Annotated in this window: 22 protein-coding genes; 1 reads left to right on the forward strand and 21 read right to left on the reverse strand. The window is 63.0% G+C overall.

Features of this window, described 5'->3' with window-relative positions:
- Nucleotides 1-188: 188 nt before the first annotated feature.
- The gene (locus ACX80B_RS13905; protein ID WP_459297130.1) at nt 189-1934 is read left to right on the forward strand and encodes an ABC transporter family substrate-binding protein; all 1746 of its coding nucleotides are present in this window, start codon (nt 189-191) and stop codon (nt 1932-1934) included.
- Nucleotides 1935-2049: 115 nt separating this feature from the next.
- Here the strand turns inward: ACX80B_RS13905 and ACX80B_RS13910 are convergent, their stop codons facing one another.
- The 21 genes from ACX80B_RS13910 to pcaH form a co-directional block, all read right to left on the reverse strand.
- Nucleotides 2050-2976: an MBL fold metallo-hydrolase gene (locus tag ACX80B_RS13910; protein WP_459297132.1), complete on the reverse strand. Its 927-nt coding sequence runs from the start codon at nt 2974-2976 to the stop codon at nt 2050-2052.
- A gap of 99 nt (nt 2977-3075) precedes the next feature.
- Nucleotides 3076-4152 carry an NAD-dependent epimerase/dehydratase family protein gene (locus ACX80B_RS13915; RefSeq protein WP_459297134.1) on the reverse strand — a complete coding sequence of 359 codons (1077 nt, stop codon included), beginning with the start codon at nt 4150-4152 and terminating at the stop codon, nt 3076-3078.
- A gap of 75 nt (nt 4153-4227) precedes the next feature.
- The gene (locus tag ACX80B_RS13920) at nt 4228-4872 is read right to left on the reverse strand and encodes a nucleoside/nucleotide kinase family protein (RefSeq protein ID WP_459297136.1); all 645 of its coding nucleotides are present in this window, start codon (nt 4870-4872) and stop codon (nt 4228-4230) included.
- Complete coding sequence (locus tag ACX80B_RS13925; protein WP_459297138.1) at nt 4859-5893, reverse strand: Gfo/Idh/MocA family protein; 1035 nt, start codon at nt 5891-5893, stop codon at nt 4859-4861. The genes ACX80B_RS13920 and ACX80B_RS13925 overlap by 14 nt, the downstream gene beginning before the upstream one ends.
- A 21-nt stretch (nt 5894-5914) precedes the next feature.
- Nucleotides 5915-6946, reverse strand: a complete 1032-nt coding sequence (locus tag ACX80B_RS13930; RefSeq protein ID WP_459297140.1) for a Gfo/Idh/MocA family protein — start codon at nt 6944-6946, stop codon at nt 5915-5917.
- Nucleotides 6947-7001: 55 nt separating this feature from the next.
- The gene (gene thpD, locus ACX80B_RS13935) at nt 7002-7916 is read right to left on the reverse strand and encodes an ectoine hydroxylase (protein WP_459297142.1); all 915 of its coding nucleotides are present in this window, start codon (nt 7914-7916) and stop codon (nt 7002-7004) included.
- Nucleotides 7917-8037: 121 nt separating this feature from the next.
- On the reverse strand, nt 8038-8424 hold the full coding sequence (locus ACX80B_RS13940) for an ectoine synthase (RefSeq protein WP_459297144.1): 387 nt from the start codon (nt 8422-8424) through the stop codon (nt 8038-8040).
- Between the two features lie 161 nt (nt 8425-8585).
- The gene (gene ectB / locus ACX80B_RS13945) at nt 8586-9860 is read right to left on the reverse strand and encodes a diaminobutyrate--2-oxoglutarate transaminase (RefSeq protein WP_459297146.1); all 1275 of its coding nucleotides are present in this window, start codon (nt 9858-9860) and stop codon (nt 8586-8588) included.
- A gap of 83 nt (nt 9861-9943) precedes the next feature.
- A complete protein-coding gene (gene ectA, locus ACX80B_RS13950) occupies nt 9944-10456 on the reverse strand; it encodes a diaminobutyrate acetyltransferase (protein ID WP_459297148.1) in 513 nt (170 codons plus the stop codon).
- Between the two features lie 284 nt (nt 10457-10740).
- Complete coding sequence (locus tag ACX80B_RS13955) at nt 10741-11559, reverse strand: IclR family transcriptional regulator domain-containing protein (protein ID WP_459297150.1); 819 nt, start codon at nt 11557-11559, stop codon at nt 10741-10743.
- A 27-nt stretch (nt 11560-11586) separates the two neighbouring features.
- The gene (locus ACX80B_RS13960; protein ID WP_459297152.1) at nt 11587-12759 is read right to left on the reverse strand and encodes a thiolase family protein; all 1173 of its coding nucleotides are present in this window, start codon (nt 12757-12759) and stop codon (nt 11587-11589) included.
- Complete coding sequence (locus ACX80B_RS13965) at nt 12756-13412, reverse strand: 3-oxoacid CoA-transferase subunit B (RefSeq protein WP_459297153.1); 657 nt, start codon at nt 13410-13412, stop codon at nt 12756-12758. Before ACX80B_RS13965 ends, ACX80B_RS13960 begins: the two co-directional genes overlap by 4 nt.
- The gene (locus tag ACX80B_RS13970) at nt 13409-14104 is read right to left on the reverse strand and encodes a 3-oxoacid CoA-transferase subunit A (RefSeq protein ID WP_459297155.1); all 696 of its coding nucleotides are present in this window, start codon (nt 14102-14104) and stop codon (nt 13409-13411) included. Before ACX80B_RS13970 ends, ACX80B_RS13965 begins: the two co-directional genes overlap by 4 nt.
- A gap of 233 nt (nt 14105-14337) precedes the next feature.
- A complete protein-coding gene (locus ACX80B_RS13975; protein WP_459297157.1) occupies nt 14338-15450 on the reverse strand; it encodes a multicopper oxidase domain-containing protein in 1113 nt (370 codons plus the stop codon).
- Nucleotides 15447-16790 carry a cupredoxin domain-containing protein gene (locus ACX80B_RS13980; RefSeq protein WP_459297159.1) on the reverse strand — a complete coding sequence of 448 codons (1344 nt, stop codon included), beginning with the start codon at nt 16788-16790 and terminating at the stop codon, nt 15447-15449. Before ACX80B_RS13980 ends, ACX80B_RS13975 begins: the two co-directional genes overlap by 4 nt.
- Nucleotides 16787-17518, reverse strand: coding sequence for a hypothetical protein (locus tag ACX80B_RS13985; protein ID WP_459297161.1), 732 nt, complete (start codon nt 17516-17518; stop codon nt 16787-16789). Before ACX80B_RS13985 ends, ACX80B_RS13980 begins: the two co-directional genes overlap by 4 nt.
- 341 nt (nt 17519-17859) lie before the next feature.
- Nucleotides 17860-18267 carry a 4-carboxymuconolactone decarboxylase gene (gene pcaC, locus ACX80B_RS13990; protein ID WP_459297163.1) on the reverse strand — a complete coding sequence of 136 codons (408 nt, stop codon included), beginning with the start codon at nt 18265-18267 and terminating at the stop codon, nt 17860-17862.
- Entirely contained in the window at nt 18264-18998 is a 735-nt protein-coding gene (locus ACX80B_RS13995; RefSeq protein ID WP_459297165.1) for an alpha/beta fold hydrolase, read from the reverse strand. Before ACX80B_RS13995 ends, pcaC begins: the two co-directional genes overlap by 4 nt.
- Nucleotides 18998-20416, reverse strand: coding sequence for a lyase family protein (locus tag ACX80B_RS14000; RefSeq protein ID WP_459297167.1), 1419 nt, complete (start codon nt 20414-20416; stop codon nt 18998-19000). Before ACX80B_RS14000 ends, ACX80B_RS13995 begins: the two co-directional genes overlap by 1 nt.
- Nucleotides 20403-20969 carry a protocatechuate 3,4-dioxygenase subunit alpha gene (gene pcaG / locus ACX80B_RS14005; RefSeq protein WP_459297169.1) on the reverse strand — a complete coding sequence of 189 codons (567 nt, stop codon included), beginning with the start codon at nt 20967-20969 and terminating at the stop codon, nt 20403-20405. Before pcaG ends, ACX80B_RS14000 begins: the two co-directional genes overlap by 14 nt.
- Nucleotides 20966-21769, reverse strand: coding sequence for a protocatechuate 3,4-dioxygenase subunit beta (gene pcaH, locus ACX80B_RS14010; RefSeq protein ID WP_459297171.1), 804 nt, complete (start codon nt 21767-21769; stop codon nt 20966-20968). Before pcaH ends, pcaG begins: the two co-directional genes overlap by 4 nt.
- Nucleotides 21770-21811: the final 42 nt, after the last annotated feature.

Consider the following 21811-nt stretch of genomic DNA (forward strand, 5'->3'; position numbering starts at 1 on the left):
GCATACTTGGCGTCGTGTGGATAAGTCACAATCCGACCACGGGGACGGAAGTTTTAACCTAGACTCGCTGGCGTGAGATACATCACTTCGCTTCCCAGCGGTGATGGCGGCTTGGCGAAACAGCGTTGGGCTGCACAACGCGAATAGGAGAATGAATGCGCTTTAGCCGAAGTTCCCGAGCAGCAACAATGGCGGCGGTCGCTGCCCTCGCTCTGAGCGCGTGTGCCAGCGCCGAAAGCGATGGTGATTCCTCGGACGGTGGCTCGACCACCAGCCCGGGTGGAAACATCAGCGTGGCGGAGGTGGGTTCCTTCACCTCATTTAACGCGGACAGTGCGACCGGAAATGTCCTCATCAACGGCAAAGTCGATTACTTGACGCACTGGGGCTTCAACTATGTGGACAAGGATCTCAACATTGTCCGGAACGAAGAATTTGGTACTTACAAGGTCCTGTCCAAAGACCCGTTGACCGTTAAATACACCGTGAACAAAGGAGTCGTCTGGTCCGACGGCACCCCAATAGACGCCGGTGACCTCATGCTGGCGTGGGCGGTTGAGTCAGGGTACTTCGACGACGCCACCACCAACGAGAATGACAAAGTCACCTCAGGGACCAAATACTTTGCCTACGCCGGAAGCACCACCGGCCTGGGACTGACAGACTTGCCGAAGATCGGCGACGACGGCCGTTCGATTACGATGACGTACTCGAAGCCCTACGCCGACTGGGAAATTGCCTTCAATATGGACCAGCCGGCCCACGTCGTCGCCAAAGGCGGCGGTCTGCCGGACGAGCAGGCGTTGACTGACCTGATCACCAGCACTCCGGAGGGTGATCCCGACAATCCGCAGAAGCGCCCGAAATTGAAGGCGGTTGCTGACTTCTGGAATACAGCGTTCGATACGACGTCGCTTCCGTCGGATCCATCGATGTACCTGTCGAGTGGCCCCTTCATCGTCGAGAGCATGACGCCGGACCGCTCCATGACGCTGGTCCGGAACGAGAAATTCGATTGGGGACCGGAACCAAAACTGGACGAAATCACGATCCGGTATATCAGTGACGCCAATGCCCAGGTCCAGGCGCTGAACAACGGCGAAGTGGACGTAATCGCGCCACAGGCGACGGCCGACACGCTGTCCTCCTTGAAGGAGATCGAGGGCATCAATATCCAGCAGGGCTTGGAACTGGCCTTCAAGCACATCGACTTGAACTACTCCGGCGTATTTGAGGAGGAGAATGTGCGGAAGGCCTTCATGCACACCATCCCTCGGGAATCCATCCTCAACGCCACCGTCAAGCAGATCGATCCTGATGCAAAGCCGCGCGACTCACATCTGTTTGTACCGGGGACTGAAGGATACAAGGCGGCGGTGCCGGTCAATGGTTCCGAGAACTACCAAAACGTCGATATCGAAAAAGCGAAAGAGCTGCTCGACGGTGCCACTCCAAAGGTCCGCATCATGTACAGCACGGGAAGCCCCAACACTGTCGATGTCTATACATTGATTGCCGAAAGTGCCGAGAAAGCCGGCTTCGAAGTCATCGATGGCGGTCTGCCGAGCACGAAGTGGGGCGCAGCCTTGGGCAGCGGGACCTATGACGCCACCATCTTCGCCTGGGTCAGCCCGGGAGTCGGCGTGACCGGTGTCCCGCAGCTTTACGGCTGCGACTCCGCCTCCAACTTCAGCGGATTCTGCAATCAAAAAGCCCAGAAGTTGATGGATGAACTAATCCTCACCACGGATCCGGAACGTCAGCAGGAGATCCAGGTGGCGATCGACAGCATCCTGTTCGACACCGGCTACGGATTGCCCCTGTTCCAGTCCGCGGGAATCAGCGCAGCCGACAAACGGGTCGAAGGCCTGGCCTACAACCCGGGGCTGTACGGTGTCTGGTGGAACGTCTGGGATTGGTCCATCTCCGAGTAATGGCGGCGGATCAAGGACTTGGCGTGTTGCCGGGGCGCACGCCAAGTCTGCGGGGTTGGTGAGTCAGCCGGGTTAGTCGGGTCAGTGAGTCAGCGGGTCAGCCGGGTCAGCCGGGTCAGCCGCGGAGGTAGTCCAACTGGGCCTGCACCGATTTGAGCGCCGCCCCACGGACGGACGGGGCCACGTCGTTGTACACCAGATCGGCCACGGCCTCGGCCGCCGCGTCGGCTCCCAGAGACTCGAGGGCACCTCGGATCTGGTCCAGCCGCTGCTGCCGGTGCTCGGTATACGCGCCGCAGATTTCTGCCAGATCGGGCAGGACCGGCCCGTGGGCTGGCAGGACTGTGGAGTGGCCGAGCCGTGCGAGCTTTTGGAGCGATTCGAGGTAGGGTCCGAGCCTGCCGTCGGGATAGTCGAGGATGGTTGTGCCGCGGCCCAGGATGGTGTCACCGGTGAGGACTGAGCCAGGACCGTCTGCTTCAGTTCGTCCAGCATCTCCAGTTTGCCCCTTCACTCCAGTCGTCCCGTCCGTTCCCGCGGGCCGGTCTGCCGGCAGGTGGAAGCAGACCGAGTCCGAAGTGTGTCCGGGAGTGGCCAGCACGCGGATTTCCACACCCGCTGCTTCGATTACTTCGCCATCGGTCAAGGGATCGCCACCGTGGCAGTAGGCAGGATCGAGCGCGCGGACTGGAGCACCCGTGAGCCGGTGGAACTGCTCGCTTGCCTCAGTATGGTCAGCGTGCCTGTGCGTAATCAGTATCAGCTCGACCGGACCGGCTGCCGCAAGCTGCTCAAGATGCTGCGTATCCAAAGGGCCGGGATCGACGACGACGGTAGGCAGTGGCTGCGCGGAGGAACCCTGCGGCGTGGGAACCTGCGGCGTGGGAACCTGTTCCGTTGCCCCCGGGCTCGCGACCACCTGCGGTTCACGGGCGCCAATAATGTAGGAGTTCGTTCCGTCCAGGCTCATCGGGCCTGGGTTCGGTGCCAGCCGGAACCGGGTGAGGGCGCTGCTGCGGACCAAGTCGTTGGTGAGGGCCATCGTCCCATCGTATCGCCGCGCCCTCATGGGGTCGCAGGTTCGTTACGGGATGAAAGGTTAGGGATGGGATGGCGGGTTCGCTCGGATGGCGGGTCCGGGTCAGGCCTTGCGCACCTTATCGTCGTCGAGCATCTGCTGATAATGTTCCACGATCGACTGTTCGGCCGGGCGGAACCCGACTCCGAGCTCCGTCTGCACCCGGGTGTTATCGAAACTCAGCGGATACCCAACGTTGCGTTCGACATACTTACGCGTCAGCCCGATGGTCGGACCGGTTGCCTTAACCATGAACTTGGGCAGCTCACGGGTAGGGAACGATCGCTTCTTGCCGAAGTGCCCCCGCAGCACCCGGCCGACGTCGAGGATGCTCAGCGTCTCGGCACAGGAGATATAGCGCCCGCTCGCCGAGGGCGTGAACCCAGCTGCAATGTGCACCCGCGCAACATCTCGCACATCCACGACGGCCATAGACAGTGCAGGTGCCCCCGCAGCCAAAGACATGTCGGCGAAGCGCCGCATTGTCGTCATGCTGCCCGAGACGCTCACTGAGGTCAGAGACGGACCGAACACCATGCCCGGGTGAACGGTCACCAGCTCCCACCTATCCTGCCGCGCGGACATCTCCCATGCTTGCCGCTCGGCCACGGTTTTCGAGTACGGGTACGGTTGGTGCTCGGCTGTGCTGGTTACGTTCCAGTCTGCTTCGGTGAGGCCGTCTCTGCCTGCCAATTCCACGCTGTCGCCGTACATGGCGGCCACGCTGCTCGTTAACACCACCCGCTTCACCGACGGCGTCGCATCAACACTGTTGAGCACGTTCGTGGTGCCATCCAGTGCCGGACGGATCAGCTGGCGCTCGGCATCGCGGATCCGGCCCATCAGGAATGGTGAGGCAGTATGCATGACAAGTTCGCAGCCGGATAGAGCTTCCGTAAAGCTGCCCGGTTCCAGCAAATCCGCCCGGTGCAGTGACAGGCGTCCGGGATGATCCTCGGCGAGCGCATGCAGATGCTCCAGACCCTTGACCCTGTCCGGGTCGCGGACTGTTGCACGAACGGTATGGCCGGCCTCGAGCAGATAGCGGACGATCCAGCTGGCCACGAACCCGCTGGCGCCCGTCACGGCGATCGGCGCGGAGGGGTCGATGACGGTTTTGGGCTTATTTTCGTCGGACATTTTGCCCTCCAGTTGCTGTGGACCGGATGGTCGCCATTGCGATCAAGTCGATCCACGTAGAGATCACTATAGACCTCAAACCAGCCGCAACACCCTGTCTGCCCTGGAAGCCGAAGTCTCGATCAGCCGGGCGTTCTGTTCGTCGCTTCCCAATGCCCACGTACGTGCTTCGGCTGCAGTCCGGCCATACGATGCGTGCCGCGCGATGAGCCGTTCCTGCCGGACCGTTTGGTCCGCCAGGAGGTACCAGGTTTCATCCATGCAGGCGCGTGCGCGCGGCCACGCACCGGTATCCTGCAGCAGGTAGTTGCCCTCGGTGATCACCAGCGGGATGTCGGGATCGATTGGCAGGGCGGACCCGATGGACTGTTCAAGATCACGGCGGAATTCGGGGGCGTAAATGGTCCCTTCAGAAGCGTCCTGTTGGTGGAGCCGCTCCAGCAGCGCCGCGTAGCCGCCGTCGTCGAACGTGTCTATGGCTCCCTTGCGTTCCCTGCTGCCGAGAATGTCCAGGATTTCGTTCGAGAGGTGGAAACCGTCCATCGGCACGCAGATTGCCAACCCCTCCAAGGCGGCAACGAGCCGCTCGGCCAGCGCCGACTTTCCGGCGCCCGGTGCACCTACGAGCCCCAGGATCCGCCGGGTACCCGGGACGGCGAGGGCGCGCGCCAGGGAGAGGAGTTCGTCGAAGGAAACACCGATTGGCTCAGACGAGACCATGAATCTTCTCGATGATCCGCAGCACCTCAAGGGATCCTGCCGGATTGACCGGTGGATCGCCGCCGTCGAGCACCGCCCGTCCGAGCTGGGCATAGAAAGCGGGGTAGTTTCCGCGTTCCGGCTGGACCGGCTTCACATCGCCGTCCCGGCCGATCATTCCCCAGACGTTCTCCACCCCGTAATCCTCATCCGTCGGCAGCACTCCGGCCGCGAGCGCAGATTCCTGCCCGTCAAGGTCCCACTTGGTGTAGCCGGCCTCGGAACCCAAGACCTTGAACCGCGGGCCGACCTGCGCCGCGAACTTGTTCATCCACAACCGGGAGCGCACCCCATTGGTGTGCAGCAGCGAGACGAAGGTGTCGTCGTCGGCATCCGAACCGTCTGCCATACTGCGGCGGGCGGTTTCGGCGTATAGATTCTCGACCGGCCCGAACAGCTGCAGCGCCTGGTCGATGACGTGCGAGCCGAGGTCGAACAGCATTCCGCCGCCCTCCACCACCGGCGTCTGTTCCTTCCAGGGTGTCCTGCTCCGGGGGCTCCAACGTTCGAACCGCGATTCAAACGAGTAGACGTCTCCCAGCGCACCATCGGCCAGGAGCTTCTTCAGCGTCAGGAAATCGGCATCCCACCGCCTGTTCTGGAACACAGTCAGCACGACGCCGGCCGCCGCCGCCCGGTCCATCAGCGCACCGGCTTCCGGTGAACTCACGGCAAAAGGCTTGTCGACGACGACGTGCAGCCCATGGGTGATGGCCTCACCGGCCAGCGCCGTATGGGTATTCGGCGGCGTGCCAATAACAACCAGGTCCAGTTCGGAGGCCAGCCGGAAAAGCTCCTCCGCACCGGCTACGATCCGGGCAGCGGGATACCGTTCCGCGGCGTCGGCCGCCCGGTCCGGATCGGCTGTCACGATGACGTCGAGGGAGAACTGCTCATCGGCGGCGATCAATGGAGCATGGAAGACGCGGCCGGAGAGGCCGAACCCAATTACGGCAGTACGGATGGGGCGCTGGACGGTCATTCAAACAGACTATCGCGCCGGTCACGCCGAGGCGCGGATGCTCTCCATGATCCGCAAAACCTCCAGTGGTCCGGCCGGATCCACCGGCACCGGTCCGCCGTCAAGCAGGCTGTCCGCGAGCATCCGGTAGAAATCCGGGGTGGAACCGCCGGTATCCGCCGCGGACTGCAGATCCCCCAACGGGCCGAGCCGTCCCCAGGTGGCGTCCTCGTCCGTTCCCGGTTCCGATCCTTCGGGCAATACCCCGGCGGCGAGCGCGGGTTGCTGCCCGTCGAGGCCCCACTGCGTGTAGGTGCTTTCGGAACCGAGGACGCGGAAGCGTGGTCCAGTCCGGTTCATCCACAGCCGGGACCGGACGCCGCTGGCGTGTTCGAGCGCGACGTAAGTGTCGTCGTCGTTATCCCAGCGTGCCGCCAGACTATGCCGGGTGTCATCTGCACTGACCTTCTTCACCGGTCCAAACAGTTCTTTGGCCTGCTCGACGACGCGGGTTCCGAGGTCGAAGAACAAGCCTTCGCTGCCGGCGACTGTGGCCTGCTTTTCCGGATGGTTGCGGCACTGCGGGCTCCACCGCTCGAACCGGGACTCGAAGGTATGGACCTCGCCGAAATGGCCGTCCGCAATCATCTGCTGCAGCGACAGGAAGTCCTCGTCCCACCGCTGGCTTTGGAAGACCGTCAGCAAAACACCGGCAGCGGTTGCCTGCTCAATCAACTGACTGCCCTCTGCCGAATTAACAACAAAAGGCTTGTCGACGGCGACATGCAGCCCGTGCGCGATGCCGTCGGTGGCGAATCCGACGTGGGTATAGGGCGGAGTCGCCACGACCATGAGGTCCAGGTCCGGCGCCATCGCGAACATTTCCCCACGGGTCGGAACGATGCGCGCCTGCGGATAAAGCTGGGCCGCGGCGGCCGCCCGTTCCGGGTTTCCGGTGACGATGACGTCCAGCGAGAACCGGTCATCCGCTGCGATGTTTGGTGCGTGGAATGCCCGCCCGGAAAGTCCAAAGCCGACGAGGGCGGTACGGATAAGATTCTTGGGTCTGTTCACTAAATACACCTCCGGTGGGGCCGGCGCCCACAGCGGGCGCCGGCCGCGTTTGCTCTCAGTCGCCCAGAGCCTTGCCAACCGGGGTAAAGTCCCGGGATCCGATGAAGTCAGGCCGCGGCGCGGACGCTGCGAACGGTTCCTCCAGCGTGTTTTCTACACTGTTAAAGACGATGAACACATTCGAACGCGCAAACGGTGTGACGTTGCCGTTGGAGGCGTGCATGCAGTTCGAATCGAACATGATGGCTCCGCCGGCCTTGCCCTCGAGGACATCGATGCCGTACGTGTCCGCGAACCGGGTCAGCGTTTCCTTGTCCGGCGTTCCGGCTCCCTGCATCACCAACGAGGACTTGTAGTTGTCGTCCGGGGTCTCCCCCACGCAGCTGATGTACTTCTGGTGCGAGCCCGGCATGATCATCAGCGGACCGTTGAAGGAGTAGTTATCCGTCATCGAGATGGATATGCTGACGGCGCGCATCCGCGGCATGCCATCTTCTGCGTGCCAGGTTTCGAAGTCCGAGTGCCAGGAGAACTCCTTGCCTTCGAAGCCGGGCTTGAAGTTGACCCGGCTCTGATGGACATACACGTCGGATCCGAGGATCTGGCGGGCACGCTCGACAACGCGCGGATCGGAAACAATCTTCGCGAAGACGTCGCTGATCTTGTGTACGTCAAAGATCGAACGGACCTCCTGCGACTTGGCCTCGACGACGGTGCGTTCGTCGGCGCGGACGGCCGGGTCGTTGGACAACCTGCGCAACTCTGCGCGGAAGGCCTCTACTTCCCCGGGCGTCACCAGATCCTCAATGGCGAGGTAGCCGTTCTGGTCGTAGCCGCCCAGCTCCTTTGCTGACAGCGGCCCACCTTCCGGCGTTCCCCAGGCGACGGGATCCTCCCGGTCCATCACTTCCGGTTCCGGATCGACCCGTGTGGGATAGGTATCGATGCGACTTTCAACTGTTTCAGTCATGCGTATCCTCCTCAGTATCTGTCGAAGGTGCGGGCGGTATTTTCGGTCCCCGCACCGAAAAAAGAAGGGCCCGGCGGAAACGGTCTCCTCTGGCAGCTCGTTTCCGCCAGACCCTGGCGTGTTATTCAGTTATTAGCGGATACACGCCGTTCTCGTCGTGTATCTCGCGGCCTGTGACCGGCGGATTGAATGTGCAGGCCATCCGCAAGTCCGTTTTCGCCTTCACCGTGTGCTTCTCATGCTTGTCCAGCAGGTAGAGCGTACCGTCCGAGATCGGGTGCACATCGCCGGTTTCCTCGTTGATGAGTTCGCCTTCCCCACCGACACAGTAGACAGCCTCGATGTGGTTGGCGTACCAGAAGGTGGACTCGGTTCCGGCGTAGATCACGGTGTCGTGGAAGGAGAATCCGACTCCTTCACGGCCCAGCACCAGCCGGCGGCTGCGCCACGTCTCGGACTTGATGTCCCGCTCGGTGTCATTGAGGTCATTCAGCTGTGTAACTATCACTTCTATTTCCCATCAGTATTTTGTTTCGGGGCCGGGCACAGGAGCACCCGGGGCACGCTCTTACGTACGGTGCGGACCCGCCGCATCGTATTACGGCGACGGCAGGCGGCAGCCGGGCCGGGCGCCGTTGCAGAACGACGGCGCCCGGCCAGGCCCAGGTACTAAGAGACGCCGGTCAGTTCCCGCTCGCCGACAGAAGCATCGACGGCTTCCATCAGGATGTCCAGCCCGCGGGCCAAATCCTCGGTGCTGATGGTCAGCGCCGGCATCAGCTTCAGGACTTCACTCTCCGGTCCTGAAGTCTCCACCAGCAATCCCCGCTCAAACGATTCCGCTGCGATCTTCTCAGCGGTGGACGGGTCGGGGAAGGCCACGCCGGCCAGCAAACCGCGGCCGCGCACGACGGCGCCTTCGGTTGTTGCCGCAACCCGGGCCAAGCCCTCGTGCAGCTGGTTGGCGCGGACAGCAATCTGCTGCTCAAAGTTCTCACGGTCGCTCCAGAAGCGCTTGAGCGCGGCGGTGGCGGTGACAAATGCCGGGTTGCTGCCGCGGAAGGTTCCGTTGTGCTCACCCGGGCCCCAAACGTCGAGTTCGCGGCGGAACAAGGTCAGTGCCATCGGCAGGCCATAGCCGGAGATGGACTTCGACAGGCAAACGATGTCGGGCACGATACCGGCCTCTTCGAAGCTGAAGAAGGTTCCGGTGCGGCCGCAGCCGGCCTGGACGTCGTCGACGATGAGCAGGATGTCGTGCTTCTTGCACAGGTCCGAGAGTGCGCGCAGCCACGAAGCGCGTGCGGCATTGAGGCCGCCTTCGCCCTGCACAGTCTCGACAATGACGGCGGCGGGAAGGTCGACACCCGAACCGCTGTCAGCGAGCACCCGCTCGAGCCAGTGGAAATCGGTGGTCTCGCCGTCGAAATAATCGTCGTAGGGGATCTTGGAGCTGTTGGTCAGTGCCACTCCGGCGCCCTGGCGTTTCATCGAGTTGCCGGTCACGGCCAGGGCACCGAGCGTCATGCCATGGAAGGCGTTCGTGAAGCTGAGCACGTGCTGACGGCCGGTCACCTTGCGGGCCAGCTTCAAGGCGGCTTCAACCGTGTTGGTGCCGGTCGGGCCCGGGAACATGATCTTGTAATCGAGACCGCGCGGCTCGAGGATGACGTCGCGGAAGGTCTCCAGGAACTTCCGTTTCGCGGGCGTGTGCATGTCCATCGAGTGGGTGATCGAGCCGCTGCGCAGGTAATCCAGCAGCGGTTTCAGCAGGTCCTGGTGGTTGTGGCCGTAGTTCAGGGCACCGGCGCCGGAGAAGAAGTCGAGGTACTCCCGGCCGTCCTCGGTGTACATTTTGCTGCCGCTGGCGCGGTCGAACACGGCCGGCCAGCCGCGGCAGTAGCTGCGGACTTCGGACTCAAGAGTGTTGAAAATGTCAGTCATAAAGATCTTTCCTCCTGATTGAGGTATTGGTTCAGGACGCGGAAATATCAACGTTTCGGCGTCCTGCTGAAAGTTGCGGAAACTTAGTTGAGCGGGCCGATGCGGATGAGGAATTCCGTGTCGTGATCATCCGGGAAGTGCTCGCCCTCAAAGAGCGGATCCCGCTCCAGCGATGCGCCGCGCTCCTGGGCAAAACTCCGGAAGAGCCGGTTGGACGCGACGTTGTCTGCCGTGATGGTGGTCTCGAGCCACTTGGCGCCGTCCACCCTGTCGGCCAGGGCGTCGAGCATCGAGGCGGCGAGCCTGCGGCCGCGGTAATCTGCATCGACGGCCACCTGCCAGACCAGCAGGGTCTCCGGATCTTCCGGACGGAAGTAGGCCGAGATAAACCCGACGGGCTGGTCATCGATCTTGGCCATGATCGTGGTGTCGGCGAAGTCGCGGCACCAGAGCAGGTACGTGTAGGAGGAGTTAAGATCCAGGGTCTGGGAATCTTTGGCGATCCGCCAGAGGTACTGCCCGTCATCGAGGGCCGGGCGATGGAACTGTGCAACCGAGCTTGGACGTGTTTGCGGTTCTGCGTGTTGAACAACCATTTGTCCAAAGCTAGCGAACTGATAGCCAAAATCAACCGGAGAAGCCGCTTCTGACGCCTAAAACGCCGGTTTTGGCCCCTTGCGGCGGACGGCCCGTTCCCGATCTATCCATGAGCTGACAGGCAATGCAGTAAATGCGCTGAACGGAATGTCACGATTAGGTCACATTACGACATGCGAAGACTTTTCGGGAGCGCCGGATCGCGCTCCCGGCGCGGAAGAGGCTGCTTTGGAAAATTGCGCGGGCAGGGTCGCACCAGCTCTTGACAAACCGGCCCTGCGGCTTATCCGCGGGTCAGTGTCCCGGTGCCCGAAGGGGTTGCCGCAAGCAGGTCCGCTTCGATGGCGGAGACAGTTTTGAGCAGTCGCGGGAGGTAGTCGGAGACGATCGACTCGACCGTGACGCCGGAGGTCTGGGCAGAGACGTTGATGGCCGCCGTCACGCGGCCGCTACGGTCCCGGACCGGCGCCGCAATAGACCTCAAGCCCGCTTCCAGCTCCTCGTCCACCAGGGCATAGCCCTGCCGCCGGACCCGGCCCAGGACTTCGCGCAGCCGTTCCGGTTCGTGAACCGTGTTGGAAGTCAGTGGCTTCAGCTCCGCCGCCGCCAGATAGTCATCCAGCTGCCCCGGAGACAGGGCGGCCAGATGCACCCGGCCCATCGAGGTCGCATAGGCCGGAAACCGTGTGCCAAGATTGATGCCAACCGTCATGATCCGCCGGGTGGGTACCCGCGCGACATAAACGATCTCGTGTCCGTCCAGTACCGAAGCCGACGTCGACTCATGCAGGTCGATAGACAGCTGCTCCAAATGCGGCTGCGCGATTTCGGGCAGTGACAGTCCGGACAAATAGCTGTAGCCGAGCTCAAGCACCCGCGCGGTCAGCACAAACAGCCGCCCATCGGTGCGCACATAGCCCAGCTCGACCAAGGTCAGCAGAAACCTCCGGGCCGTCGCCCGCGTCAGGCCCGTTTTCCGCGCTACCTCGCTCAGGGTCATCTCCGGACTGTCGCTGTCGAAGGCGCGGATCACCGAGAGGCCACGCGCCAGTGACTGTACGTATTGTCCGCTCGGAAATGGCGCTTCGCTCGTCTCGGTCATCCCAATATCCTAGTTGGCCACCGTCTTCTATTTGTTTTCGAGCACCACGGCAAGGCCCTGGCCGACGCCGATGCAGATTGCCGCCACGCCGATTCCGCCACCGCGCCGCTTGAGTTCATGCGCCAGATGGCCGACGATCCTGGCCCCGGAAGCGCCGAGCGGATGTCCCATGGCGATTGCGCCGCCGTGGATGTTGACCTTCTCCGGATCCAATTCCGGCCAGAGTTTCAGGCAGGCCAGGCTTTGTGCCGCGAAAGCCTCATTAAGTTCGACGACGTCGACATCGTCCCAGCCCAGCCCGGCACGGGCGAGGGCACGGTTGGCCGCTTCGACCGGCGCGATTCCGAAGACGTTTGGATCATTGCCGGCAACGCCGCGGGACACGACCCGGGCCAGCGGTTCCGTTCCCAGACCGGCACTTTCGCCACCGAGCAGAATGGCGCCCGCACCGTCGTTCAGCGGCGAGGAGTTGCCTGCGGTGACGGTACCGTGCTCCCGGAAGACCGGCTTGAGCCCGGCGAGCGTCTCCACCGTCGAGTCGGCCCGGATGGCTTCGTCCCGCTCGAGTACGCCGTCGACCGGAAGTACTTCGTTGGCGTAGATACCCTCGTCCCAGGCCTGGGCTGCCAACCGGTGGCTGCGGACCGCGAATTCGTCCTGCTCTTCGCGGCTGATCCCGTACATGTCGGCGAGGATTTCCGCGGTTTCGCCCAGCGGCACGGTCCATTCATCCGGCATCTCCGGGTTGACCATCCGCCACCCCAGGGTGGTTGAGTGCAGTGTTTCATTGCCGGCAGGGAAGCCCTTCGCGGACTTCTGCAGCACCCACGGCGCACGGCTCATGGATTCGACGCCACCGGCCACGATCACATCAGCATCACCGGTTTCGATCGCACGGCTGCCCTGGATGACCGCCTCGAGGCTCGACCCGCAAAGCCGGTTAACCGTCGCGCCCGGCACCGAGGTCGGCAGCCCGGCGAGCAGCGCGGCCATCCGGGCGACATTCCGGTTGTCTTCGCCGGCCTGGTTCGCGTCTCCCAGCAGCACCTCGTCGATCGCGGCGGGATCCAGGTTTGGATGCCGTGCCAGCAGCGAGGACAGTACCCCGGCGGCCAGATCGTCCGGCCGGATGCCGGCCAGCGCCTTGCCGTAGCGCCCAAATGGGGTGCGGACGGCGTCGTAAATAAAGCTTCCGCTCATGCCGCCACCAAACCGTCCTGCAACCGCACACCCATGGCTTCTTCCAACCCGGCAAGATCCAGGTCGGCGAAGATCTCCAGGACACGGATTTGGCTGTTCTGTTCAGAGGACACTTCGAAGATGGCCATGTCGGTGTAAATCCGTTCCACGCAGCCCAGGCCGGTCAGCGGGTATGTGCACTGCTCGACGATCTTGCACTCGCCCGTCTTGGTGAAGAGATCCATCATCACATAGACATGCTTGGCTCCGATGGCCAGATCCATGGCGCCCCCGACGGCGGGAATCGCGTCAGGCGCGCCGGTGTGCCAGTTTGCCAAATCACCGTTGATGGCCACCTGGTAGGCGCCAAGGACGCAGTAATCGATGTGCCCGCCGCGCATCATCGCGAACGAGTCGGCGTGGTGGAAGTAGCTGGCTCCCGGCGGTTCGGTGACCGGGATCTTGCCGGCATTGATCAGGTCGCCGTCAATCTCATCCTCCGCGGCGGCGCGGCCCATGCCGAGCATGCCGTTTTCGGTGTGCAGGATGATCTCCCGGTCCTCGGGAAGGTAGTCCGCGACCAGGGTCGGCAATCCAATGCCCAGGTTAACGACGGCGCCGTCGGGGAAGTCACCGGCCAGACGCCCGGCTATTTCAGTGCGGCTGAGTTTCATGATGCCTTTCCTTCTGTCACGGCAGGGTCTTGTGGCAGCTCCAGCAACCGGTCAACGTAAATGCCGGGAGTGACCACCGCTTCCGGGTCCAGCTCCCCAAGTTCGACGACGCTGTCCACCTGGGCAATCGTCGTCGTCGCCGCTGCAGCCATAATGGGGCCGAAATTCCGCGCGGTCTTGCGGTAGACCAGATTGCCCCGGCGGTCGGATTTCAACGCCTTGATCAGCGCGAAGTCGGCCTTGATCGGGTACTCGAGGACGTAGTTCCGCCCATCGATTTCGCGGGTCTCCTTGCCTTCGGCCAGTATGGTTCCGAAACCGGTGGGCGTGAAGAAGGCGCCGATGCCGGCGCCGGCCGCCCGGATGCGCTCGGCCAGGTTCCCCTGCGGTACGATTTCGAGCTCGACCTCGCCGGCCCGGTACCGCTCATCGAAAATCTGCGAGTCCTTTTGCCGCGGGAAGGAGCAGATCATCTTGCGGACCTGCCCGGCTCCGATTAACGCAGCCAGCCCAGTGGTGCCGTTCCCCGCGTTGTTATTGACGACGACGAGGTCCTTGGCGCCATGTTCGAGCAGCGCATCAATGAGCTCAACCGGCTGTCCGGCCCTTCCAAATCCACCGATCATGACGGTGGCGCCGTCCGGGATGTCGGCAACCGCTTCGCCGGCGCTGCCGGCTCTCTTGTTGACCATGGTGTCCTTCCGCGCGTGGCTGTACGCATTACAAACTTATGTTCTACTAGTGAACATAGCATGAGGAGTGTCACAAGGCAATGCCGCAAATGATGGCAAACGTAGTGGACGGCACGCCTGGGGCCGCCCCGCGTACGTTGTGTTGGCTGTGGCCCTCTGCTGTCCCCTGCTTACGCGCGATGCGCGATTATCCAGATCAGGTGGTCACAGTGCCCTGATTGATGTTCGTTGGACTACTCCGCCGTGATGGTGACAACGCGGGTAAACAGGACGGCTTCGGTGATCCAGTGCAGGAGGTCGACCGTCAGTGTGTACGTGCCTGCTGCGGGCGGATTCAGAAGGATGTCGTATCGTTCGGCGGCACCGAAGTTGATGATGCTGGTTAGTAACGGGCTGCCTGCGTCGCGGATTGGCGGGGATTCCCCCAATGGGTCCGAGGTATCCCGGAACGGCCTGCCATCGTGGGATATGAGCTCCGCCATGCGGACGGGGGCACCTGCAGCGTCGGTGAAGTGCATGTCGACCGGGAAGTAATTCGCATTCAGCAACCGCACAAGAGTCGGTGCCCCGCCTGTGCCGGGTGCCTTGGCACGCAGGGCACCGCGCAACTGCCAGGGCCCCTCGTCCTCCGGACCCTTTGCCAGCTCGCCGCCGAGCAGATAGAAGTGCTCCGGTTCGAAGCGGTCCAGACCCGCGTCTTCACCGGAAAGGCCGTCCGCATGGTTCATCTCATGCCAGCGGGGATCCAAGGAATACGGGATGAGAATGGCCTCGGTATCGATGTCATATTCCGGCCCGTCGACGAATGCCCTCCTGGTGTTGGGCCGCACCGGGTACTTCGGGTCGACCACCGGATCGATGACCACGGGACCAAACATTCCCATCTGCACGTGCAGGGGAGTATTGACATGGCAGTGGTAAAAGTATGTTCCTGCAGCTCCGGAATTCGCATCTCCGGAATGGCCGACCTCGGGCACCCACTGGTAGGTGTAGTGTCCCGATACTTCGAAAGAGGTGTGTCCCACTCCGTCATTGCGCGGATCCGGTTCGATCCCGTGCCAATGGATGGTGTGGGCACCCTTACTGGGGCTGACGGTTCCGTGGAATATTTCTCCCTCCGTTACCCGTAACAGCGGCGACGGAAATATCTTCTCTACTTCGTCGGTCTCAAAAAACCACATCTCATGCTCGGCGCCGTCGTCGAACTCCATATCATCGCTGCGGAAGTCCAACTCATAGGACTGGTCAGCATCCTCCAGCAACTCCGTTTCCGGGCTGCCCTCCTGGATCTGGTCCGAGCTGAACTCCACTTGGCTGCGATAGAGATGGTGTGGTGATTCGCTCATGGTGTTTGTCCTTCCGAAACCGTGCCTGAGTTGCCTTGTGTGGTGCCGCCCGGCGGTACCTCAACGGGGGTCGGTGGCGGCGGAATGTCCACCGGCGCGGAAATCGCCCAGTGCCCTACGAGCCCGGCCGGATACATGCCACCCATGGCAACCTGGGATGGTTCGGCGTGGCAGTGCATGGGATAGATCCAGTCGGTTGACCGAGCATTCCAAACAGCTGCGGTCGCTTCCGGCGGGCGCTTGACCGGCAAAACCGAGTCCTTCCGGTCGAGCGGATGCACCTCGACGACGTCTTCCCATTGCTGCAGGTTCACGTGTCCTTCAGCATCCACGAAACCACCCGACCGCGGAAACGGCACGCCATTCCGGCTGACAGTCCAAATATGGTTTCCGTGGAAGTGCAGCTGGTGGTGCACGACTCCAGCGTTGATGAACCGCATCATGTGGCCGGTCCGCACTGTGTCGGGGGTGACGCCTTGACTGAAGTTCCTAACATCCACCTGCCGGGCAGCGCCGGACATCAAGGTGTCTTCCTCGCGGAGATGGTTAAGATCTTCGTCGATGCTGATGCCCAGGGACTCATAGCCGCTGCGGTCATTGAGCGTGAAATACCGCGGATAGGCCGGCGTCACTGCGGGATCAACCGTTTTACCCTGAGAGGCCAGCCGCGCCCACTCCGGCTCGATGTCATGGCAGAACCAGAGCCACTGCCGTTCGAACTCCTCCCCATCGGGGACGATCCGCCACGGCTGCCCGGTATTGGCCACGAGCAGCGCTCCAGCCAGGCCAAGAGTGCGCTGGACAGGATCCAGGAAGGCGTCCTCAGAACCCGTACCGGGGTCGCAGTAAATGTAGGTACCGGCAGGCGGCGCCTCGAATTCCAGCAGTTTCGAGGACCCGGGAGCAATCTTTCCGGTGGTGGTGTGTCTGCGGATGGCGGTGGGCGAGTCGCCGGGAGCTGTGTTGAGGAACGACAGTTCATGCTCCTCTGCGAGGGTGTTGTGCACACGCAAGCTGATGGTGCTGCCGGCCTCGGCGATAATGGTGCGTTCCGGGAAATAACTGGCCCAGTAGGCCCGGCGGACCAGATACTGGCCGGGATTGATCGGGTCGGAGTAGAGCGGTTCCGGCCGTCCAAGATGCGGGGACTGGGCATTCAGCGGATACTTCCGGCTCTTCACCACCCGGCCATCGGCCGTAAACACGTGCGGAGGAAGGGTGAGGCTTGGCGCGGCGTCGTCAACCGCCGTCGGCCGGTCACCAAATCCACGGTGGTAGACGAGCGCACCGTCCACCATGGGAACGAATCCGTCATTGATATAGACATTCAGGGTTTTCATGACTGCCCCGAAACAAATGACGGAATGCCGAGTGACAAGCGCTCACCGTGCAATGCATCGGTGAACTCCAGAGTGAAACCCTCCGCGTCCGATGGGGCAAGGTAACTGACCCACATCAGCTCCATGGCTCCGGGCGGGATCGACCCGGCGCGGCGGCTGAAATCCTTTGGCGTGATGGTCTCTCCGCCATGACGCCTGAGTCTCAATTGCCCTGGGGAAAAGGGCACCGGCACCTTTTCCTCGTTGAAGACTTTTACTTCCAGTACGACGACGTCGCCCCACGTCTGGTTCCCGGGTTGCGGATAGCCAGTGGCGGGCACTGAACCACCCTGCCCACCGTGGCTACCGTGTCCATTTGCCCGGTTGTTGGCGATGCCGGTGGCCGAGACTGCGGAGGTCCGCTCCAACGTGTCTGCCTCCGCCGCAATCTGGTTTGGCGGTCCATTTTGCGCTGCGCTGACCAGGCGGAGGAATTCCTTCGGTCCGGGCGAGGCACTGGATGCAGGTGTGCCATCTGCGCCCAGGCGGGCTCCGCGGACTGCGCGGGTTACCTGCAGTTTGTCCGGCGCCCCGACCATCGGTCCTGCACCGGGGTCCACGCCTGAGGTTGCTACGCCGTAGGTTCCGGCCGCGGCAATCGTCGCGGCTCCGGCGCCGAATACCACCATGAACTGCCGGCGCGAAACGCCCCAGAGTCCCGTTTCTTCTGCTTCTTTTTTCGACGTCATCTTCCAAGCCCCAACCCAGCTGACGGTCCTGCGGGAAGATGATCATGCTCCACCGGTCTTGGGAAAACCTTGCGGCTAGCGGGCTGGTGCGACATCTCCGGGAAGTGTCGGCCTGTCCAGAGCGGTCCTCGGCGTCCAGAACGGTGGTGCTAACCTCCGTCCTGGACGCTAAGCACCGTTCCGGGCGGGGGAAGACCGGCCTATCGGACCAGTCGTACTCGAAAGGAGCCCGTCAAGGTCTGCCCAACAGCTACGCACCACGCACATTTATCCAAGCCAACCGCTTTGTCGAGTCAGCGACTTTATCGAGCTCAGCGGCATAGGCCGCAATCCACGGCAGGCTAGCGGGCTGCGGACCCGGCGATAATCGGTTGGGCAATCTTGAACGCGGAGTTGGCCGAGGGGACGCTGCAGTAGACCGCGGACTGGAGCAGGACTTCCTTAATTTCGTCCGGTGTCAGTCCGTTGCGCAGGCCCGCACGGATGTGCATACCGAGCTCGTCCATATGCCCGCCCGCGATCAGTGCCGTGATGGTGATGACGCTCCGCGTTTTCCGGTCCAGTCCCGGGCGGGTCCAGATCTCGCCCCAAGCGGTGCGGGTGATCATGTTCTGGAAGTCGGCGGTGAAGTCGTCGATTCCGGCGTTGGCGCGGTCGACGTGCTCATCGCCCAGCACTTCCCGGCGGACTGCCATGCCGGCGTCGAACCGGGCTGAATCTTCTGTTCGTGCGTCGTCCTGCGTGCTCATTCGGACTCCTTGACGAGGTTCAGCATCGCTTGTGCCACCTGGTCCGGCTGCTCGATGGGCGCCAGATGGGAGGCATCCGTAATGGTCGCGTACTTCGCTCCGGGGATCCCATCGGCAACTGACCGTCCCAGCTCCGGCGGCGTGACGCCGTCGTGCTCGCCCGAAAGCACGAGGGTTGGCACAGAAATGGCGCCAAGCTGGTCCCGCACATCGAAGCCGGCGAGCGCCTCGCACAGGTAGGCGTAGGAGCCGTTGTCCGCATCCGAAACGTCGTGCAGCAGGCGGGCCGCCGAGTCCGGGTCCCGCTCAATATAGCCCGGCGCGAACCAGCGTTTGGCGGAGCCATCCACGAGCACAGGTGTTCCCTGCTTGCGGACTTGTCCGGCGCGCTCCTCCCAGGCCTCCGCCTCGCCGATTTTGGCCCCGGAGCAGATGACGGCCAGGCTCTCGAGCCGGTCCGGATAGCGCAGTGCGAGGTCGAGGCCGACGCTGCCGCACAGCGATATCCCCGCGTAGTGGAACGTGTCCATCTTGAGGGTGTCGGCAAGCTCGACCACCTGGTCGGCCACGGCGGAGATCGTCAGCGGACCCATCGCGGGGACCTGCGGTCCGTGCCCAGGGAGCTCGTAGTTTGCGATGTTCCAGTCCTGCGGCAGCAGGGCGGCGGCCTTCGACCAGACGAACGAGGATGTTCCCAGGGAGGGACCGAGGATGAGGTTGGTTCCGGCCATTATGGCTCCTGTCTAACGAAGTGTTGTTGGTATGCGGATAATGCGCGGTCGATGATGGCGTCCGAACAGCCAACGTACCCGGAAGGGTCGAGGAGTTGCTCCACGGAGGGTCGTTTCCCGCTGTCCGCACCGTCGATGCTGTCAAGGGCAGCGGTCAGGACTTCCCGCAGATCCTCTCCGGCTCCGGCCCGGCTGATCAGCTGCTGCACCTGCTCTTTTCCAAGCACCGGAGTGAGCTCCAGCATCAGGCGTTCACTCAGCACCAGCCCCCCGGTCAACTCCAGGTTGGTCTTCATTTTCGCGTCGTCGACCTGCAGCCCGGGGGTCAGTTCGGCGGCGAGCGCGGCCGATCCGCCGACGAGCCGCAGCAGTTCCTGCAGGCTCGACCATTCGGTGTGCCAGGCTCCGTCGGGCCGTTCATCGACGGCGAGCGCGCTGCGGTGCAGTTCCGCTGCCAGCGCCGGTGCTTTCCGCGCCGCGGCGTTCATCAGGACGCTGAGCACGGGGTTCTGTTTTTGCGGCATCGCGGACGATCCGCCCCTGCCGGCCGCGGCGGGCTCGGAGACTTCGGCGATTTCCGTCCGGGACAACAAGGCAATGTCGACGGCGATCTTGCCCAGCGCGTCATTGACACCTGCCAGCGCATCACCGAGTTCCGTCACGGGAGCCCGCCGGGTGTGCCACGGCATCACCGGCGCATGCAGTCCCAGTTCGTCGGCGAAGGCGTCGACGACGGCGAGCGCCTCACCTGGATTCAACAGCTGGGCAGTGGCGGCAAGCGTTCCGGATGCTCCGCCAAGCTGCGCCGGCAACTCCGGTGCCAGACGCTCAAGCCGCCGTGCCGCCGTCGTCAATCCGTATAACCAACCCGCGGCCTTGAGCCCGAACGTGGTGGGCACCGACTGCTGGGTCAGCGTGCGGGCGGCCATGATGGTGGGCCGGTGGCGGTCCGCCAACGTGGCTAGACCTTCCGCCGCCGTGCGGAGATCGGCCAGGATGATCCGGGTCGCCCGTACCGCGAGGAGCATGAGGGCGGAGTCGACGATGTCCTGGCTGGTGGCACTCCTGTGTACGGAAGCCACCGCCTCCGGATCGAGCTTGCGCACCTGATCCCGCAGATCGGCCAGCAGGGGGATCACCGGATTTCCCCCGCCGCGGGCACGCAGCGCAATGGAGCGGACGTCGAAATTGCCCGGACCTGCCGCGGTACGGATGGTATCCACGTGGAGTTGCGGGATCGCACCGTGCCGGGCCAACGCCGCAGCCAGCGCCACCTCCGCTTCGAGCATGCAGGCCAGGAAGGACTCATCCGAAGTGGCTGCCGCGGCCGGCGTGCCGGACCACATCGGCGCCGTCAACGAATAATTATGCATTTCAGTCGGATCAGTGGAAGACTCGGCCGGCTCAGTCGAAGGCAAGGAACACCGTCTCCTGCGGACCCTGCAAGTGGATGTCGTGCCGGACGGAACCGATCCCATCGGCGGTGGCGACCACGGTGGTGTGTTCATCCGCATCCAGGCTGGTGAGGAACGGATCCGTGGCGTGCAGGTCCTCGTTTCCGGGCAGGTAGATCCGGGTGTGAAGTTTATTGATAAGCCCGCGGCTGAACACTGCGACAGCGATGAACGGGGTTCCGCTGGTTGAAGCAGCGCCGGGAATCACCGTGGAGAACTGGTAATGCCCGGCTGCATCGGTTTCCGAGCGGCCGAATCCGGTAAAGGTATGCCCGTCGCGGTGCAGCGAGCCCGGCTCTGTGGGGATCCTGCCGTCCTGGTCCGCCTGCCAGATTTCGAGGATGGCATCCGGAATAGGATCGCCGTTCCCGTCGTAGACATACCCATGCAGCCGTACAGCCTTCGGGTCGTGTGGCGGCACCAGTTCCGGACCACCGTCAAAGGGCAGGGCGTAGCCGAAGAACGGGCCAACAGTCTGGCCCGGCGTCGGGGCCGGCCTGGTTAAGGGGGTGCTCATTCGTCGTCTCCTTCGGGCTCAACCCAGGTGGCTTTGGATCCGGTGAGGACAATGTCCCAACGATATCCCAGCGCCCATTCCGGCGAGGTGAGGTTGTGGTCGAACTTCGCCACCAGGCGCTCCCGGGCATCCGGATCGACGATGGAGTTGTAAATCGGATCCAGCGGGAAGAGCGGATCTCCGGGGAAGTACATCTGGGTCACGATCCGTTGTGTGAAGGCGGTGCCAAACACCGAGAAGTGAATGTGCGCCGGCCGCCAGGCGTTCCGGTGATTCTTCCAGGGGTAGGCACCTGGCTTGATGGTCAGGAAACTGTAGTTGCCGTCGTCGTCGGTGATGCAGCGGCCGGCCCCGGTGAAGTTGGGGTCGATGGGTGCCGGATGCTGGTCCCGCTTGTGGATGTAGCGCCCGGCGGAGTTGGCCTGCCAGAGCTCGATCAGTTGGTTTCGGACCGGGCGGCCCTCGCCGTCAAGCAGCCGGCCGGAGACAACCATGCGTTCGCCGAGCGGTTCGCCGCTATGGACAATCGTCAGATTGCTCTCCAGCTCTGAGACGTCGGTGTGGCCGAAAGCCGGCGAGGCGAGCTCAATGGATTCCGGATCCACATGGCGGGGGTTTTTCGTGGGGTGGCGCAGGATGCTGCTGCGGTAGGGCGGGAAGTCGAGGCTCGGCTGCAATGCCGGCGGTTCCCCTTCTTGGCGCCGCTGCTGGTACCCGGCATGCAGAGTTTCGATCTCGCTCGAAATCTGCGCCTGCGACCCCTCTCCCCTGTCCGGGAGGTTCGTCGTTTCAACGGTCATGGTTTCTCCCTTGGTGCACGTTTCAGTTCACCTTGTCAGCAC

Source organism: Arthrobacter monumenti (assembly GCF_054511255.1).

Excerpts from the sequence above, each read along its gene's own strand:
- ACX80B_RS13905 (WP_459297130.1), top strand. The coding sequence starts at position 189 with ATGGCGGCGGTCGCTGCCCTCGCTCTGAGCGCGTGTGCCAGCGCCGAA.
- ACX80B_RS13910 (WP_459297132.1), bottom strand. The coding sequence starts at position 2,976 with ATGGCCCTCACCAACGACTTGGTCCGCAGCAGCGCCCTCACCCGGTTC.
- ACX80B_RS13915 (WP_459297134.1), bottom strand. The coding sequence starts at position 4,152 with ATGTCCGACGAAAATAAGCCCAAAACCGTCATCGACCCCTCCGCGCCG.
- ACX80B_RS13920 (WP_459297136.1), bottom strand. The coding sequence starts at position 4,872 with ATGGTCTCGTCTGAGCCAATCGGTGTTTCCTTCGACGAACTCCTCTCC.
- ACX80B_RS13925 (WP_459297138.1), bottom strand. The coding sequence starts at position 5,893 with ATGACCGTCCAGCGCCCCATCCGTACTGCCGTAATTGGGTTCGGCCTC.
- thpD (WP_459297142.1), bottom strand. The coding sequence starts at position 7,916 with ATGACTGAAACAGTTGAAAGTCGCATCGATACCTATCCCACACGGGTC.
- ectB (WP_459297146.1), bottom strand. The coding sequence starts at position 9,860 with ATGACTGACATTTTCAACACTCTTGAGTCCGAAGTCCGCAGCTACTGC.
- ectA (WP_459297148.1), bottom strand. The coding sequence starts at position 10,456 with ATGGTTGTTCAACACGCAGAACCGCAAACACGTCCAAGCTCGGTTGCA.
- ACX80B_RS13955 (WP_459297150.1), bottom strand. The coding sequence starts at position 11,559 with ATGACCGAGACGAGCGAAGCGCCATTTCCGAGCGGACAATACGTACAG.
- ACX80B_RS13960 (WP_459297152.1), bottom strand. The coding sequence starts at position 12,759 with ATGAGCGGAAGCTTTATTTACGACGCCGTCCGCACCCCATTTGGGCGC.
- ACX80B_RS13965 (WP_459297153.1), bottom strand. The coding sequence starts at position 13,412 with ATGAAACTCAGCCGCACTGAAATAGCCGGGCGTCTGGCCGGTGACTTC.
- ACX80B_RS13970 (WP_459297155.1), bottom strand. The coding sequence starts at position 14,104 with ATGGTCAACAAGAGAGCCGGCAGCGCCGGCGAAGCGGTTGCCGACATC.
- ACX80B_RS13975 (WP_459297157.1), bottom strand. The coding sequence starts at position 15,450 with ATGAGCGAATCACCACACCATCTCTATCGCAGCCAAGTGGAGTTCAGC.
- ACX80B_RS13980 (WP_459297159.1), bottom strand. The coding sequence starts at position 16,790 with ATGAAAACCCTGAATGTCTATATCAATGACGGATTCGTTCCCATGGTG.
- ACX80B_RS13985 (WP_459297161.1), bottom strand. The coding sequence starts at position 17,518 with ATGACGTCGAAAAAAGAAGCAGAAGAAACGGGACTCTGGGGCGTTTCG.
- pcaC (WP_459297163.1), bottom strand. The coding sequence starts at position 18,267 with ATGAGCACGCAGGACGACGCACGAACAGAAGATTCAGCCCGGTTCGAC.
- ACX80B_RS13995 (WP_459297165.1), bottom strand. The coding sequence starts at position 18,998 with ATGGCCGGAACCAACCTCATCCTCGGTCCCTCCCTGGGAACATCCTCG.
- pcaG (WP_459297169.1), bottom strand. The coding sequence starts at position 20,969 with ATGAGCACCCCCTTAACCAGGCCGGCCCCGACGCCGGGCCAGACTGTT.
- pcaH (WP_459297171.1), bottom strand. The coding sequence starts at position 21,769 with ATGACCGTTGAAACGACGAACCTCCCGGACAGGGGAGAGGGGTCGCAG.